General features: G+C 58.7%; 17 protein-coding genes and 1 tRNA gene. 10 read left to right on the top strand and 8 right to left on the bottom strand.

What is annotated here, in order from left to right:
• Positions 1-118 precede the first annotated feature (118 nt).
• Positions 119-562, top strand: coding sequence for a PACE efflux transporter (locus tag FHX09_RS02630; RefSeq protein WP_132589314.1), 444 nt, complete (start codon positions 119-121; stop codon positions 560-562).
• Positions 563-645: 83 nt separating this feature from the next.
• Here FHX09_RS02630 and FHX09_RS02625 read toward each other — a convergent pair whose 3' ends face one another.
• Entirely contained in the window at positions 646-2,127 is a 1,482-nt protein-coding gene (locus tag FHX09_RS02625; RefSeq protein ID WP_183720867.1) for an NAD-dependent succinate-semialdehyde dehydrogenase, read from the bottom strand.
• 32 nt (positions 2,128-2,159) lie between these two features.
• Positions 2,160-3,437, bottom strand: a complete 1,278-nt coding sequence (locus FHX09_RS02620) for a 4-aminobutyrate--2-oxoglutarate transaminase (protein WP_007798927.1) — start codon at positions 3,435-3,437, stop codon at positions 2,160-2,162.
• A 201-nt stretch (positions 3,438-3,638) separates the two neighbouring features.
• Here FHX09_RS02620 and FHX09_RS02615 point away from each other — a divergent pair, with 201 nt between their 5' ends.
• The 3 genes from FHX09_RS02615 to FHX09_RS02605 all read left to right on the top strand — a co-directional run bounded on the left by FHX09_RS02615 (position 3,639) and on the right by FHX09_RS02605 (position 6,925).
• The gene (locus FHX09_RS02615; RefSeq protein WP_132589310.1) at positions 3,639-4,445 is read left to right on the top strand and encodes a MerR family transcriptional regulator; all 807 of its coding nucleotides are present in this window, start codon (positions 3,639-3,641) and stop codon (positions 4,443-4,445) included.
• 74 nt (positions 4,446-4,519) lie between these two features.
• On the top strand, positions 4,520-5,146 hold the full coding sequence (locus FHX09_RS02610) for a ribonuclease D (RefSeq protein WP_007798932.1): 627 nt from the start codon (positions 4,520-4,522) through the stop codon (positions 5,144-5,146).
• 231 nt (positions 5,147-5,377) lie between these two features.
• Positions 5,378-6,925 carry a hypothetical protein gene (locus FHX09_RS02605; RefSeq protein ID WP_184449268.1) on the top strand — a complete coding sequence of 516 codons (1,548 nt, stop codon included), beginning with the start codon at positions 5,378-5,380 and terminating at the stop codon, positions 6,923-6,925.
• A gap of 89 nt (positions 6,926-7,014) precedes the next feature.
• Here FHX09_RS02605 and rpsA read toward each other — a convergent pair whose 3' ends face one another.
• The 3 genes from rpsA to FHX09_RS02590 all read right to left on the bottom strand — a co-directional run bounded on the left by rpsA (position 7,015) and on the right by FHX09_RS02590 (position 10,183).
• Positions 7,015-8,718 carry a 30S ribosomal protein S1 gene (gene rpsA / locus FHX09_RS02600; protein WP_007798943.1) on the bottom strand — a complete coding sequence of 568 codons (1,704 nt, stop codon included), beginning with the start codon at positions 8,716-8,718 and terminating at the stop codon, positions 7,015-7,017.
• Positions 8,719-8,885: 167 nt separating this feature from the next.
• Positions 8,886-9,533, bottom strand: a complete 648-nt coding sequence (gene cmk / locus FHX09_RS02595) for a (d)CMP kinase (RefSeq protein ID WP_132589306.1) — start codon at positions 9,531-9,533, stop codon at positions 8,886-8,888.
• An 8-nt stretch (positions 9,534-9,541) separates the two neighbouring features.
• Positions 9,542-10,183, bottom strand: a complete 642-nt coding sequence (locus tag FHX09_RS02590) for an FMN-binding negative transcriptional regulator (RefSeq protein ID WP_132589304.1) — start codon at positions 10,181-10,183, stop codon at positions 9,542-9,544.
• A gap of 239 nt (positions 10,184-10,422) precedes the next feature.
• Between FHX09_RS02590 and FHX09_RS02585 the strand changes: the two genes are divergently transcribed.
• From FHX09_RS02585 to FHX09_RS02570, 4 genes are all read left to right on the top strand, one after another.
• A complete protein-coding gene (locus tag FHX09_RS02585) occupies positions 10,423-10,809 on the top strand; it encodes a TIGR02300 family protein (protein WP_007798949.1) in 387 nt (128 codons plus the stop codon).
• Positions 10,810-10,957: 148 nt separating this feature from the next.
• Positions 10,958-11,033, top strand: a tRNA-Ala gene (locus FHX09_RS02580).
• 320 nt (positions 11,034-11,353) lie between these two features.
• The gene (locus FHX09_RS02575; protein ID WP_183720875.1) at positions 11,354-11,629 is read left to right on the top strand and encodes a DUF1778 domain-containing protein; all 276 of its coding nucleotides are present in this window, start codon (positions 11,354-11,356) and stop codon (positions 11,627-11,629) included.
• A 75-nt stretch (positions 11,630-11,704) separates the two neighbouring features.
• Positions 11,705-12,145, top strand: coding sequence for a GNAT family N-acetyltransferase (locus FHX09_RS02570; RefSeq protein WP_245505432.1), 441 nt, complete (start codon positions 11,705-11,707; stop codon positions 12,143-12,145).
• Between the two features lie 78 nt (positions 12,146-12,223).
• Here FHX09_RS02570 and FHX09_RS02565 read toward each other — a convergent pair whose 3' ends face one another.
• The 3 genes from FHX09_RS02565 to FHX09_RS02555 form a co-directional block, all read right to left on the bottom strand.
• A complete protein-coding gene (locus tag FHX09_RS02565) occupies positions 12,224-13,117 on the bottom strand; it encodes a hypothetical protein (RefSeq protein WP_132589300.1) in 894 nt (297 codons plus the stop codon).
• Between the two features lie 105 nt (positions 13,118-13,222).
• A complete protein-coding gene (locus FHX09_RS02560; RefSeq protein WP_132589298.1) occupies positions 13,223-14,194 on the bottom strand; it encodes a hypothetical protein in 972 nt (323 codons plus the stop codon).
• A gap of 57 nt (positions 14,195-14,251) precedes the next feature.
• Complete coding sequence (locus FHX09_RS02555) at positions 14,252-14,749, bottom strand: hypothetical protein (protein WP_183720884.1); 498 nt, start codon at positions 14,747-14,749, stop codon at positions 14,252-14,254.
• 237 nt (positions 14,750-14,986) lie between these two features.
• Here FHX09_RS02555 and FHX09_RS02550 point away from each other — a divergent pair, with 237 nt between their 5' ends.
• A complete protein-coding gene (locus FHX09_RS02550) occupies positions 14,987-15,280 on the top strand; it encodes a hypothetical protein (protein WP_007798952.1) in 294 nt (97 codons plus the stop codon).
• 106 nt (positions 15,281-15,386) lie between these two features.
• The gene (locus FHX09_RS02545; RefSeq protein WP_007798955.1) at positions 15,387-16,109 is read left to right on the top strand and encodes a YoaK family protein; all 723 of its coding nucleotides are present in this window, start codon (positions 15,387-15,389) and stop codon (positions 16,107-16,109) included.
• Positions 16,110-16,149: the final 40 nt, after the last annotated feature.

The following is a 16,149-nucleotide window of genomic DNA, read 5'->3' as shown; positions in this document are numbered from 1 at the left end:
ACAAAGCCCCGACCCTTGTTTTCGGCGGCCGGAATACCTATTAAAGGGTCGTGAGGACGACCTCCCCCAGTACGGGCATTAACTCGGGACGACCCGAGCATTCCCGTTGGGGGTAACTATGCGTAAAACCGCAGACCGTATCCGTCACGCCATCAGCTTCGAACTCATTGGATTAGCGCTCGTCACGCCGCTCGGTGCGCTGACCTTCGGCATGCCCATGGCCGATATCGGCGTGGTCGGCGTTGCCGGCGCAACGCTGGCGACGATGTGGAACTATATCTATAATCTCGGCTTCGACCACCTGATGCAGCGCCTGACCGGCGGCACGCAGAAGAGTGTCGCGACCCGCGTGCTGCATGCTGTCATGTTCGAGGTGGGATTGCTGTTGGCGCTGCTGCCGATGATTGCGTGGTACCTCGGCATCAGTGTCGTTCAAGCGCTGATGATGGACGTATCCTTCGCGCTTTTCTACATGGTCTACGCCTTCGTCTTCAACTGGGCCTATGACCGTGTCTTCCCACTGCCGGATTGGCAGCCTGCCACGCAAGCATCGCAAACCTAGGCATCACGCAGCCAAAGAGAAAGGGATCGCCGCTGCCGGCGATCCCTTTCTTGTTGTCTCAACGCATCTGAGCCAGATGTCGCTCAGATATTGCCCATGCAGAGATACTTCATCTCGAGATAATCCTCGGCGCCGTGACGCGAGCCTTCGCGACCGAGGCCGGATTGCTTGATGCCGCCAAAGGGCGCCGTTTCCGTCGACATGAGGCCGGTGTTGATACCGACCATGCCGTATTCCAGCGCCTCGGCGACGCGCCAGACCTTTTTCAGATCGCCAGCAAAGAAATAGGCAGCAAGACCAAATTCGGTGTCGTTCGCCTGAGCAATCACATCCGCGACGGTATCGAAGCGGAACAGCGGGGCAACGGGACCGAACGTCTCTTCACGCGCGACTTTCATTTCGCGGGTGACGCCGGTGAGCACGGTCGGGGTGAAGAAGGTGCCGGCACCTTCGACGCGCTTACCGCCCGTCAGGATCCTGGCCCCTTTCGACACCGCATCCGCGACGTGGCTTTCGACCTTCGCCAGCCCCTGCTCGTCGATCAGCGGGCCGATGCTTACGCCTGCCTTGAAACCGTCCCCGACCGCCATCGTCTCGACCTTGGCGGCAAGCTTGGCGGCAAAGGCGTCATAGACGCCCGACTGCACGTAGAGGCGGTTGGCGCAGACGCAGGTCTGACCGGCATTGCGGTACTTCGACGCCAAAGCGCCCTCGACGGCTGCATCGAGATCCGCGTCGTCGAAGACGATGAAGGGTGCATTGCCGCCGAGCTCGAGGCTGATCTTCTTGATCTGATCGGCACACTGACGCATCAGAATGCGGCCAACCTCGGTCGAGCCGGTGAAGCTGATCTTGCGCACCTTGTCGTTGCCGCAGAGTTCCTTGCCGATCGCCGGGCCGTCTTCGCCGACGATGACGTTGAAGACGCCGGCCGGGATGCCGGCCTGCTCGGCAAGAACCGCGAGCGCCAGCGCCGACAGCGGCGTCTGCTCGGCCGGCTTGGAAACGACGGTGCAGCCGACGGCGAGCGCCGGTGCGATCTTGCGGGTGATCATAGCGGCTGGGAAATTCCAGGGCGTGATCGTGCCGACGACGCCGACGGGCTGCTTGATGACGATCATGCGCTTATCGTTCGACGGCGCGGGGATCGTCTCGCCATAGATGCGCTTAGCTTCTTCTGCGTACCATTCAACATAGGCGGCGGCGTAAAGGATTTCGCCACGGGCCTCCGCGAAGGGCTTGCCCATTTCAGCGGTAAGGATGGCGGCCAGCTCATCGGCATGGGCGACCATAAGGTCGAACCACTTGCGCAGGATACCGGCGCGTTCCTTGGCAGGACGCGCGGCCCAGGCCGGCTGCGCGGCATAGGCGGCATCGATCGCTTCTCGCGTTTCGGCGCCGCCCATGTCGGGCAGCGAGGCGAGAACCTCGCCCGTGGCAGGGTTGAGAACGTCGAAGGTCTTCGTCGCGCCACCGGCTGTCCAGACACCGTTGATGTAACCGGCGTCGCGCAGGAAGGGCGAGGAAAACGGAACGTATTTTGTCAGTGCAGTCGTGAATGCCATGTCATGTAACTCCGGGCAAAGAAGCTATCGCCTTACTTGCCGCTTGCTTCGAGGATCGAGGCTTCCAGAATGTCGAGCGCTTCACCGAAAACGTTGTCCTGGATGGTGATCGGGGCGAGGAAGCGGATGACGTTTCCGTGGACGCCGCAGGTCAAAAGGATCAGGCCCTTATCGAGCGCGATCAGACGCACCTTGTTGGCGAATTCCGCGCTCGGCAGCTTTGTCGTCTTGTCGTTGAACTCGACCGCGTTCATGAAGCCCGGGCCACGGATATCGACAATCTCCGGCGCCCTTTCGCGCAACGATTCCAGACGCTGCTTCAACCGGCTGCCGAGCTGATTGGCGCGGTTGCAGAGATCTTCGTCCTTGATGACGTCAAGAACTGCGTGAGCAGCCGCGATACCGAGCGGATTGCCGCCATATGTGCCACCAAGGCCGCCGGGTCCAGGCGCATCCATGATCTCGGCACGGCCGGTGACGGCCGCCAGCGGGAAGCCGCCGGCGAGGCTCTTGGCCATGGTCATCAGGTCGGGCGCGACTTCGTGCTGATCCATAGCGAACATCGTGCCAGTCCGGGCAAAGCCGGTCTGGACCTCATCGGCAATCAACAGGATACCATGTTGATCGCAGAGTTCGCGCAGTGCCTTCATGAACGAAACCGGCGCCGCGTAGAAGCCGCCCTCGCCCTGCACCGGCTCGATGATGATTGCGGCAACGCGCTGCGGATCGACATCGGCGGCAAACAGCTTCTTCAGCGCGGCCAGCGACTGATCCGGTGTCACGCCATGGAGCTCGACCGGGAACGGGACGTGGAAGACATCGCCCGGCATCGCGCCGAAACCGACCTTGTAGGGCACGACCTTGCCTGTGAGCGCCATGCCCATAAAGGTGCGGCCGTGGAAGCCGCCACCGAAGGCAATGACGGCCGAGCGACCGGTTGCGGCACGCGCGATCTTCACGGCATTCTCGACGGCTTCGGCCCCTGTCGTGACGAAGATCGTCTTCTTGGTGAAATTACCCGGCGTCAGCGCATTCAGGCGCTCAGCAAGATGCACATAGTTTTCGTAGGGCACGACCTGATGGCAGGTATGGGTGAAGTGATCGAGTTGATCCTTGACGGCGGCGATCACGCGCGGATGGCGATGGCCGGTATTGAGAACGGCGATGCCGGCCGCGAAGTCGATATAGCGGCGACCTTCCTTGTCCCAGATTTCGGCATTCTCTGCGCGGTCGGCATAGATCTGCGTGGTCATGCCAACGCCGCGCGAAATGGCGGCATTCTTCCGGTCTGTGAGGGTGGTCGCGGTCATCGGTGCGTTCCTGCGCTCTGGAATGGATGAACTATCTTGCATAACTTCGGCAAGACGTGTAGAAAATTCCTACATTTTTCCTGCAAGAAAGCAAGTGGCATTTTCCGCTTCAAACCGTTGCTGTTTTCGGCGATGGTCGCCAAGAAAAGAAGGGCCGGGAGACGGCCTCCAGAAGACAAACGAACCGGGAATATTTGGCTTATGAGCAATGGGACGGCCGTGCGCTACAAAGTGGCGGAGGCGGCGAAATCAGCGGGCGTTTCCGCATCCACCTTGCGCCTTTGGGAAAGCCAGGGCCTCGTCGTGCCGGACCGTTCAGAGACCGGACACCGGCAATACAGCGCCGAAGACGTGGCCAGGTTGAAAAAGATAGCCTGGTATCGAACCGAGCGTGGCCTCAATCCGGCGGCCATTCGCGAGGCGCTGGAAGGCGAGGAACCGTCGGAAAACTCAGACACAGCGGACTCGTCGGATCTCGGGCGGCGGCTGCGCAGCCTTCGCCATGGCACGGGAAAGACGTTGGATCATGTCGCAGGTGATATCGGTATTGCCGCCTCGACGCTGTCGACGCTTGAGCGGACCTCGCAAGGCGTGAGCTTCAAGACGCTGCACGACCTTGCCGAATATTACGGCACAACGGTTTCCCGCTTGTCCGGCGAAGAACGCGACGACGTGCCTGTGGTCGTCCGCGCCGGCGCCTGGCGCACATGGCCGGAGACGACGCCTGGTGTCTCGGTCCAGCTTCTGGCCGAGGGCCGAACCATGATGGATTGCCACCGGTTCGTGCTCGCGCCCGGCGCGACAAGCGAGGGCGCCTACCGGCACGAAGGGGAAGAGTTCATGCACGTGCTGTCGGGACGGCTCGAAATCGTGCTCGATTCCGACCAGTTTTTCGACCTCGGGCCTGGCGATTCGCTTTACTTCGAGAGCCGCCGCTACCATTCCTGGCGCAACCGTCACGACGGCGAAACCATTCTCATCTGGATCAATACACCGCCGACATTCTGAGCCTTGGCGGTATCGCCCGCCATGGCTTTGCGCTATAGCGCCACAAGTGACAGTTTGAGTGAGAGACGAGATCAATGGCAGCCACCATACGTTACCATGAAGGTGATATTTCCGCGGCGGATGCTGCGCGCTACACCGGAGCCATTGCCATCGACACTGAAACGCTCGGGCTTGTGCCGCGCCGCGACCGGTTGTGCGTCGTGCAGCTTTCGTCGGGCGACGGTTCAGCCGATGTAATCCGCATCGCTGCGGGCCAAAAGGACGCGCCGAACCTCGTTGCAATGTTGGCCGACCCTTCCCGTCAGAAGATCTTCCACTATGGCCGCTTCGATATTGCCGTCCTGTTTCATACCTTCGGCGTCACCGCCCAACCGGTCTTCTGCACGAAGATCGCCTCACGCCTCATCCGCACCTACACCGATCGGCACGGCCTCAAGGACAACCTCAAGGAAATGTTGGACGTCGATATTTCCAAGACGCAACAGTCGTCCGACTGGGCAGCCGCGACGCTATCTCAGGCACAATTGGAATACGCCGCCTCTGATGTGCTCTATCTGCATGCGCTGCGCGACAAGCTGACGGAACGGCTGGTGCGCGACGGCCGCATGGATCACGCCAATGCCTGCTTCGAATTCCTTCCGACACGCGCCAAGCTCGATCTGCTCGGCTGGGAAGAAGCCGACATCTTCGCGCATAGCTGAGACATTTCTGGATTTTGCAAAGATAGAACCGGGCGTGGCCATCCGCGCACCGGCCATTAGCAATTCGTTAACCGTCGCTTCGTTAAATTCTTTGCCAATTTTTATGCATTCGACGGCGCGATGGAGCGTCACGTCGCGCAGGAAGGAACTGCCGGGGAATGCGACGGGCCGGATGAGCGCGGCCTTCTTGTAACCTGCTTTCATCGCACTTTACGAAAGAAGGAGCATGGCATGTTGACTCCGGTTCGTTCAGCGTCAAATGCGAGTTTATCCACCCAGAACCAGACGACCGTCGTCAGCACCGACGGCCTGGTGCGCGCTGCCAGCGCCGTTGCTCCGGTCAGCCAGATCCAGGGCGCGGATCTCAACTCCTCGGTTGCCGGCAAACTCAACATCCTCCTGCTGGCCGTGCGTGCACGCATGGTCGATGCCCTTCTTGATGTGCTCAATGCGACCAGCGAGGCGCTTTCAATCCCGCGGGAGGACGACGAAACAGATCTTGCCTTTGCCTCCCGCCTTGCGACCGCGATACAGAAGTTGCCGCCGGCGAAAATCGAGCAGGTAGAGCGTCAGCTTGCAATGCAGGGCCATGCCGTCCCGCTTCGCCAGCTCGCTGAGGCGCTCCGAAACCCGGCCGGACCGGAGGCCGCCCGCATTGCCACCTATCTCGAAACCATTCGCTACAAGGATCGCGATCTCGCGGCGCGCGCCGTGGTTCGCTCCTACGGCCAGAATGATGCCTCGCCGCTGCGCCAGGAGCAGCGGACCGAAATCAGCATCCATCGGGACAATCTGGCTGGCGCTGCGCGAACGCCTGTCGCAACGAGGCAGGAGCCGGAAGCTCTGCGGCCGCAGACGGCGCTCGTTGCCGCCGCCTATCTCGATGCAGACGGCGAACAGGTCCAACTCATCAAAGGATCTGTCCCTGCCGACGAGCCTCTCGCCAAGTCGGCTGTCGAGGCAGCCGGCGAAGAAGTGTTCCCTGAGCTCGGCGAAGACTTACAAGAGAGTGTAGCGTTGGAGGAAGAGGTCGAGCTGGCGCACGTAGCAGTGCAAGCGAACACGCACGGGCCAGCATCCAAGGTCGATCCCATTATTCCAAAGAGTTGGCCGGCGATACCTGCATCCCTCTCGGACGATACGACGAAGCTGATCGTAACAATCATTCAGGACCAGGAAACAGAAATATTGCTCGAGGCAGCCGAACCGGATCCGGCAGTCGAAATCGACATCATCCTCGATGAGACTATCCTGACCGATCTACCAGAGGAGTTGACTGCACTGCCTGATCGCGCCTCCCTGCCGGAAAGCGTGGCGCGCCAATCGCCGCTTCTCGCGGAACAGCCGGCAGGCGAAGCCGCTATCGCAACAGCGAAGAAACATCCGGCTCCGGAAATCCCAATACCCCTGATCGTACAGCAGGCCATCGACGAAACCTATGTGCCGGTGCTGATGAAGATCGTCGAGGGCGTTCCCTACGCGACGCAGCCCTACGAATTCTCAAAGGACGAGGCCGACGATAGCGGCGCCCGTGAGATGTACCGCGAAGATCACAACGGCGGCGAGCCGTCGGAGGGGGATGCGGACCAGCAAGGCGAGCCGCCGAACGAGGACGAGACGGGTGTCGCAGTCGACGACGAAGCCGCCGCTGCCGTGGCCGCCCGGGAAAGCCAGATCAAGGCTGGGACGCCGCCTCAGCGTCCGGCACCGGCCCTGCCAATGGCTGCGAGCGCAGACGAAGCCTATACGCGCTATCGGCGCAAGGTCGACTGGGAATAGCCCGCGACCCTACATCAGCAGCGGAAATGCAAAGAACCCACCGGATCGCTCCGGCGGGTTCTTTTATTCTTCAAGCCTGAGGCTGGCGATTATTCGCCGCCGCGGTTCTTCAGAGCCGCGCCGAGGATGTCGCCGAGCGAAGCGCCGGAATCGGACGAACCGAACTGAGCGACAGCTTCCTTCTCTTCCGCGATTTCCAGAGCCTTGATGGACAGCATGATCTTGCGGTCCTTCTTGGAGAAGTTGGTGACGCGGGCGTCAACAACCTGGCCAACCGAGAAGCGTTCCGGACGCTGCTCGTCGCGGTCGCGCGACAGGTCTGCGCGGCGGATGAACGAGGTGATGTCTTCGTGGTCGACGAGCTTCACTTCGATGCCGCCGTCGTTGACTGCGATAACTTCGCAGGAAACGACTGCATTCTTGCGCAGGTCGCCCGAAGCTGCTGCTTCGCCGACAGCATCCTTGCCGAGCTGCTTGATGCCGAGCGAGATGCGCTCCTTTTCGACATCAACATCGAGAACGACAGCCTTGACGACGTCACCCTTGTTGAACTCTTCGATGACCTGCTCGCCCGGACGGTTCCAGTCGAGGTCGGAGAGGTGCACCATGCCGTCAACATCGCCGTCGAGGCCGATGAACAGGCCGAATTCGGTCTTGTTCTTGACTTCGCCTTCGACTTCAGTGCCGGCTGGATGGTTGCGAGCGAATGCCGCCCACGGATTTTCCAGCGTCTGCTTGAGGCCGAGCGAAATACGGCGCTTGGACGGATCGACTTCGAGAACGACGACTTCGACTTCCTGGCTCGTGGACAGGATCTTGCCGGGGTGTACGTTCTTCTTGGTCCAGGACATTTCCGAGATGTGGATCAGGCCTTCGATGCCCGGCTCCAGCTCGACGAACGCACCGTAGTCGGTGATGTTCGTGACGGTACCGGAAATCTTCTTGCCTTCCGGATACTTGGCCTGGATGCCATCCCACGGATCCGACTCGAGCTGCTTCATGCCGAGCGAGATGCGGTGGGTTTCCTGGTTGATGCGGATGATCTGAACCTTGACCTGCTGGCCAATGGACAGGATTTCCGACGGATGGTTCACACGCCGCCATGCCATGTCGGTGACGTGCAGCAGGCCGTCGATGCCACCGAGGTCAACGAACGCACCGTAGTCGGTGATGTTCTTGACGACGCCGTCAACAACCTGGCCTTCTTCGAGGTTCTGAACGATTTCAGAACGCTGCTCGGCACGGGATTCTTCCAGAACCGTACGACGCGATACGACGATGTTGCCGCGGCGCTTGTCCATCTTGAGGATTTCGAAGGGCTGCGGATTGTGCATCAGCGGGGTGACGTCGCGGATCGGACGGATGTCGACCTGCGAACGCGGCAGGAAGGCGATCGCGCCGTCGAGATCGACCGTGAAGCCGCCCTTGACCTGGTTGAAGATGACGCCTTCAACGCGCTCGCCAGCTTCGAACTTGGCTTCGAGCTTGATCCAGCTTTCTTCGCGGCGAGCCTTCTCGCGCGACAGAACAGCTTCGCCGAGAGCGTTTTCGATGCGCTCAACGTAAACTTCGACTTCGTCGCCGACCTTGAGCGAGCCGTCCTTGGCCTTGGCGCCGAATTCCTTGAGTAGGATGCGACCTTCGACCTTCAGGCCGACGTCGACAACGGCAGAGTCCTTCTCGATTGCCGTTACGATGCCCTTGGTGACATAGCCTTCAGCCAGGTCGTGCTTGGCAAAGGACTCTTCGAGAAGGGCCGCGAAATCTTCGCGAGAGGGAGTAGCTACTGACATGTAATCTCCTGCATATCCGAATCCGGATACGTATGCGCCGGTTGGTTCGTGTTGAACGGGCCTGAACCCAGTCCGCCTCCTGTCGGGAAGCAATCCGGCGCTTGGACGGAATTTCAGGCTTAGTCTTCAAAAGCGACCCAGGCAAAGCTTGGGCAAATCGCTCGAATTCAGGTACTTCGGCTCAAAGCTGCATCGATGATCGATTTCGCAGCTTGAAACGCGGCCTCTATACTCATTTCCGACGTATCAAGCAAGTGCGCGTCTTCGGCTGGTTTCAAAGGGCTGTCGGCCCGTCCCATGTCGCGTTCGTCGCGGCGCTTGACGTCGTCGAAAATGGCATCGAAATCGGCAATTCCTCCCTTGCCTCTTATTTCGTCGTAGCGGCGCCTCGCCCGAACCTCGGGACTTGCCGTCACATAGAGCTTCACCGGCGCTGCCGGGCAAACGACGGTGCCGATATCACGGCCGTCGAGCACCGTTCCGGGCGCCTTTTCCGAAAACCGCCGCTGTGCCTCTACCAGTGCACGCCGCACCGCGGGCATGATGGCGATCTTCGAGGCCGCCTCGCCGATCTCGTGCTTCGAGAGTATATCGCGATCGAGTCCGGCCAGTTCAACCTCGCGCGCCATCTTTTCCGCCACGGCCTCGTCGTCGAGCGTCAGGCCAGCATCCAGCAAAGCCTTGGCAGTCGCACGGTAGGTCAGTCCCGTGTCGAGATGATGAAATCCGTAGGTCTCCGCGATGCGGCGCGAGAGTGTTCCCTTGCCGGCCGCGGCAGGTCCATCGATGGCAATCGTAAACTGTTTGGAGCTCATCTATCCGTTCATTTCTGTGCCAGTCCGCCGTAACGACGGACGAGATCGACCATGTCTGCCTGACCGGCCTCTTCGCCGAGACCGGCAGCAACGCCTTGGCGATCGGCAACGGGTCGGTTCTGGCTTACCTTCCATTTGCCTTCGATCGCGGCAATCTCGATCTCGACGCCGATAATGCCTTTCAACTGCGCGCGAATGAAATCATCCGGCGCGTCGCCGACCGCCCAGGGCCTGTCACGTGGCCCTTCCTGTTGCGTGGTGATCGCGTTGATCTGCTGAAGCAACCAGGCCGCATCGTCGATGACACGCGCCCTGCCCCTCACCTGCACGATGGCATAGTTCCAGGTCGGCACGACTTTGCCGGTCTCCTGCTTCGTCTGGTACCAGGACGGGGTGATGTAGGCATCGGCACCCTGGAACACTGCAAGCACGTCGGCGCCCGCCCCGATATCGCGCCACTGCGGATTGGCCTTGGCGAGGTGAAGGCGCAGCGTGCCCTTCTCGCAAGCTGCCGCATCGAGATGAAAGGGAACCGAATTCGCCATGAGACCCGCAGCACCCGCGGTGATCAGCAAGCCGAGCGGATGCGCCCGGATCAAGGCGTGCTGGACGCTTAGGTCTTCCTCACGAAAATGCGGCGGCTGGTACATTGCCTTACACCCATTCCGGCAGTCGGTGACACGCCGATCTGCCTTGCAAACGAACAATCGCCGGCTCACTACCACAAATGGCGGCGCCGGTCATCCGGCGGGCATGAGCGATGCATGAAGTTTGGCTTTGACATGCCGTGCTGCAACGATTATGGGGACCGGCTTATAAATTCCGAATAGAACGCCGGTTTTCACGGCATTTGTCGAATCTTGATTCGGCCATTCTCATGAGGCTTACAGTGGCGAAAGCTGAACTTGGAACGAAGCGTACCGATCCGGAAACCGGCAAGAAGTTCTACGACCTGAACCGGGATCCGATTGTTTCTCCTTACACCGGCAAGTCCTATCCCCTTTCCTTCTTCGAGGAAACCTCTGCTGCTGCAGCGGCTGAAGCCCAGGATGAAGAGGAAGTGGCGGAAGTCGATACCGAAAGCACGGAAGTCGAACTCGTTTCGCTCGAGGACGCCGATGAAGGCGCATCCGGCGACGACATTCCAGATATGGGCGATGACGATGTCGAAATCGAAGGCGATGACGACGACACCTTCCTTGAAGCCGACGAAGATGATGATGACGACGACATGAGCGACATCATCGGCGTCACCGGCGACGAAGACGAAGTCTGATCCGATTAAGTGTCGGCCCGGACGAGAAAATTTCGCCGGGCCGATTTTTTTGGCTTGCTATCTCCAAAAACCGGAAGTAAGAAGCCGCCACTCCGCGAGGCAAGCCTTCGCGAAGCATCCCAGGACCGGCTCGCCGGACCGCCTTGATGGGGCTATAGCTCAGCTGGGAGAGCGCTTGCATGGCATGCAAGAGGTCAGCGGTTCGATCCCGCTTAGCTCCACCAAATTTCTCCTGCAAAAACAACCGCATAGGGCGCCACCTTGGCCCTAACCCAGATTGACCTCGTCCCAGGGGAAGCACCAGGGAAGTACGAACGCTTATTTTTGAAATCAGTTATCCTCCTCTGCGTTCATAAGGTCGGCACCAACCTACGCAATGATAAAAATCCAGAAATGGTTTCAGCGCATTAGCGGAAATGGAACTTTTTCGGTAATTGAAAATTATAGAAACGTATTTACATTGACCACACATGGTCGTATTCGAACGTTCATCGAGTACGTCGCACAAATCAAAAATCAACTGTGCGATTGATGGAGAAGTATGATGTCCGCTCTTAGGAAAACCAAAACCGTCAATCTTCGGATTGAACCGGAAACGCATGATCTAATTGCACGTGCTGCTGAGGTTTGTGGAAAGAGCATAACTGCGTTCATGACCGAGGCCTCAGTATATACCGCGCAAGAAGAGCTGCTAGATCAACGATTCATAGGCGTATCCGCTGACGTGTTTGAAGCTGTAAGCGACCAGCTTGCCGCTCCGGGCGTGGCCAGAGACAACTTGGTCAAGCTTTTTCAGACCAAATTAGATTGGATGGACTGACGTTTGTCGTATCGGAAGCCTTGCCCTATTACCAATCAGCACATCATTGAGGGCTTCTCATCGGGGAAGCCCTCATTGGATTCATGGCTAAAGGAAATGGCCTTATATAATCAGGAGCAGGGGTATGCCCGCACATTTGTAATTGCGGATGAAAACTTCAGAGTGGTGGGGTACCATTCGGTTTGCGCTGGCATGATACACCGAAACGATGTTTCTCGATCGGTGAAAGGGTCTAAATCTCCAACCGAGATTCCGATTGCGGTTCTAGCCCGACTTGCCGTTGATGCCGACCATCAAGGTAACGGCCTTGGCAAAGCACTCCTCAAAAACGCGCTCATGAGTGTGGTGTCCGCCGCGCAAGTAGTCGCTTTTCGCGCCGTGATAATTCACGCTCTCGATGATGATGCCGTGAGTTTCTATAAAAAATTCGGCTTCCAAGAAACGAAGAACATGGAACGGCGTCTCATTCTGCCGACTAAGGACATTGCAGCTTCCTTGAACGAGGCCCCGGGCTGATCTGGACACGTTTTTGACTTCCGAAAACCTACATTATCGGAACTTACAGCGTCCATCCGGTGAGCTGACAGCGGCGTCCTAGTCCAGGTACGCCATCACTTCCCATTCCAGATCGGTCATCACGCTCGCTTCCAGATCCGTGTAGTCGTTGAACAGCTCCGCGTGCCGAACGAGTAGTTTTCGTGTGGCGACAACCGCGGCGTCTCGTCCATCACATCGCTCATGGTAGACTTGTGTAGTTTCCGAAAACCCTTCCGGGCGCGTCATGATGACCTCCAGGACAGCGTACCAGATGCCCTTCCCAGTCTTCTGCCTCTTCAGCAATTCCAAACGGTCGACGGCCGCCTCGGCAAGAGCATTATAGAGGTGCCGATGTTCCAGATCCTCGCTTGCGCGTTTCCTCGCCTCGAACGCGAAGCCTCTTAGGCTCGGTTCCTTCAATGCCTCAATCGCGTGGGATATCTCCCAGAAGCCGGCGGAAATCTTGTCCAGTGTATGTTTTGCTTCAAAGGTCAGAGCTGGCTTCCGTTGAGAGACACCTTTCGCCTCCTTCAAGCGATCTGCCTTCTGTTTCGGCCATAAGTCCTGGATGACCCGATTAATATCCGCGGCCGAAGGCTCCCATCGGAATTTCTCGGCAAAGCGCTTTTTGCTGAGTTGTGGACGGATCGAGACCACAGTATCCGATGGCGATTGGACCGCGACTGAATTCATCGCCTCGAACACCGCCTCTTGGAGACCCTCCCTAATCTCGCCGTCCTCGTTGAAAGTCCACATCGTTCCATAGGTGCGATCGAGATGGGTAGGTTTCCCATCCTCATTCTGAACGACAACACCCATGACGCGTTGCCTGGTGTCCGCATATTGCGGCATGGGGTCTTTGCCATGCGTGAGTCCTTCGACGAGGCGCTGCGAGAGACGCAACGGATCAGAGCCCTCCGGGAACAGATAGTACCTGACTGACAATGCCATTGATGAAGGCCCCCCTGGAGATGTTCTGACATCAAAGCGGATCGCACTTCATCAGGCAAGGCCGCCCAGAAAGGACGGCCCGCGCGGTTGAGCATCGACAATTGATTACAGAAGGTCTCTGAGAAGCTTGGTCGCTTCCTCTTCGTCCATCGCCTCACCCATCTCGTCGAGGTGATCTGCGATATAGGACACCTTTGCGCGAGCCTCTTCTAGGGTCGCCGGCCTTTCGGAGATCAGCTTCGAAAAGATATCGCGATGCGCGGCATCCAATTCTCGGCCAGTCGCTTCTAAGGCGTTCAAGCCGGCGCCTTCCTTGATCTCGTTTTCCTTCTGTTGGAGGTCGCGGATCTCGGTGAGGAACTTGTCACGCAAGGCCATGAAACCCGTGCGCTGGAATTCGTTGAGGGCTGCGCGAATATGACGTTCGGTTTTTTCTAACACGTCGTTTTCACTATACGCCCAGATATCCTCTTTACCCCCTGAAGCGTGAAGCGTCCCAACACGAACGCGCACGTTGGGTAACAACTCCTCGATGCCGTCTTGGACCTCGTAGCACTTCTGCCAATGCTCATTTCCGGCAGCGAAAGCTGAACGATGCTCGGAGAGTAACGTCGGTACCGCAGATCCAGGTGTTGCGCCTGCTAAAGTTACCTCTCCCGAGCCGATTGAGACGGCGGTTGCCTTTTCGAGATACGCAAGCGCTGCACCCACCATGGCAACGACGGTGGGATTGGATTCAAAATTTCGATTCTCTTCATTTGCAAAGCGAAGAGCATCTACAGCCCCTTTCAGCGACAACGCGGGCTGGTCCCAATTTTCAAGGACTTCCAGCGGCCGACCATAGGTATTGGCGATTACTGCTTCTTCGCCGCCATGAGCAGGCCAGTCCTCCTCCTTGGTCGCGCAAAACGCTGCATTGCCAGCGCGGAATGCTTCGATAGCGGTTGAGATCGGATCATCGCTCGTCTCCACCTTGTGATTGGCGAGCGCCTCTAGCTGGACTCTCGCCAGCGTCGCCACGCTCGCCACCACAGTTGCCTCGGTCTGAGCTTGAGAAGTCTGCCTGTTGCTCTTCATAACATCGCTCCTAACACAATGAATTTCTGGTTCTGTCTGCTAGTGATCTGCTGGCGCCTAAGCGGCAGCGGCCACGGGAGATGCGACGCTAATGACCGACTGAACGAAGCTGGCTATGTCGGCCATAATCCCGCTTGAAGCCTTGAACGCGTCGAAGATGCCGCTTGCTTTGATCGCCTCGGCCTTGATGCGAAGCCCCTCCGTGGTGAACGCTTCAGCCTCGGAGATGTACCTGCACGCATCAGTAACCGCGGCCTCAGCCTTGCTGACACGCCGCTTCGCCTGATCGACGCCTGCAGCAATCCGTAGGCGGGTCGTCTCGGCACGATATTCGCGGGCGAGAGCAAGTTGACGTTCGCTTTCGGCGATGTTCCGCTCCTTCTGTGCTCGATTGGCGGCTAAGGCCTTTTCCGTCCGTCCCTTCGGAACATAGGTTTTCGCCCATTCAAGCTTCTCTTGGGCATACTCCGGCGAGATGACGACAAAGCAGGCTGTAGGGTTGCCCTGCCGAAACTTCGCGGCAAGCCGTTTAGTGAGAGGGCTTGTATCCCTCATCATAAAGCGGCCGATGATGTCCCGCTCTGCGTCGCTGCCCGAGCAGCTTTCCGATGATCTGCAGGCTTAGGTTTCCCTGTACTCAGGATCCTATCCGAATGGATAGGCTGCCTATACGCGCGTGCGATTCATTTCGCGGAGCAATCATGGTCTTCTTACCGGGTGTTCAAAGGTTCTGCGCCACCACCCAATTCTGCGCGGAAGCCTGGCGATAGTGGAAAGCCGGAGGATTTTCCCATGGAAGCCCAGAGATACAGCCTGCACAAGAACCTCAACATCTATTGGACAGTGTTTGACGACGTCACCGGCCAGAAGGCCGTGCTCGACGGGTTTGTCATGGATATGGTGACCGCTGAAGAAGGCGGCGAATTGGTAGGCATGCTGAATCGCAAGGAGACCGAAGACAAGTTCCTTCTGGACACCTACCTCCCAGCCCTCACGGGTTTGGCTTGGCCGACGAGCCACCGTGACCCGATAGAGCAGCACTACATGTTAAGTGCGCCGAATTCGGGCAGAGTCACGATCAACTGAAGAAACAGCTTGCCGCGGCGCTTCGCACGCCGATGCTTTGCCAAATTTTTAGCAACGGCGGCTATGGTTTCCATGCCGACTTCCGGCGGACTGGAGCCTTGGTTCAATGACACGAGAAAGACGACGGCGGCTTATCCATACACGCAGAACGGCAACGGGCCTGACTCTTGCCGGCGCGATCTCCTTTCTGGCCGGTATGACCGATGCGACCGGCCTTGCACTGACGGGAGACTTCGTGTCGTTCATGACGGGAAACACGACCCGTGCTGCCCTGTCGCTCGGAAATGGGGATTTGCGTCATGCAGCCATTCTTCTCTCGGCGATCATGGTCTTCGTGCTTGGCAATGCCGTTGGCATCGTGATCGCACATTTCTCGGACCGGCGCACCTTCGCCGTGCTTTCATGCGTCAGCATCGCGCTGGCAACGGCCTCCCTCATGGCGGGCGCGAACCTGGCGATGCCGCGCTTTTATCTCATCGTTGCCTCCATGGGGATGGTGAACGCGGCCGTGGAGCAGATCGAAGGGCTGCCGATCGGGCTGACCTATGTGACAGGGGCACTTTCGCGTTTCGGACGCGGTCTCGGACGCTGGATCGTTGGCGACAGGCGATCGGATTGGACGATCCAGATCGTACCTTGGGTCGGCATGCTGGGTGGGGCTATCGTTGGGGCGCTGCTGACACATATCGCCGGGGCAGCGGCGCTCTGGCTGATTGCCGTTTTTGCGATGCTGGTTGCGCTCGCCACCCTTTTAATTCCGAAACGCACGCAACGCCGGTTCAACGCCGCGCCACGTTCGCCAGTGCATATGAAGTCACGGTCGCAATAAAACCCCATCGAATCAGATAGAGGGCACGCGGAAACCGCTA

The organism is Rhizobium sp. BK538 (assembly GCF_014197575.1).
Taxonomy (GTDB): Bacteria; Pseudomonadota; Alphaproteobacteria; order Rhizobiales; family Rhizobiaceae; genus Rhizobium.
Note: the sequence above shows the minus strand (reverse complement) of the source record. Positions and strands in the feature narration are given on the sequence as shown.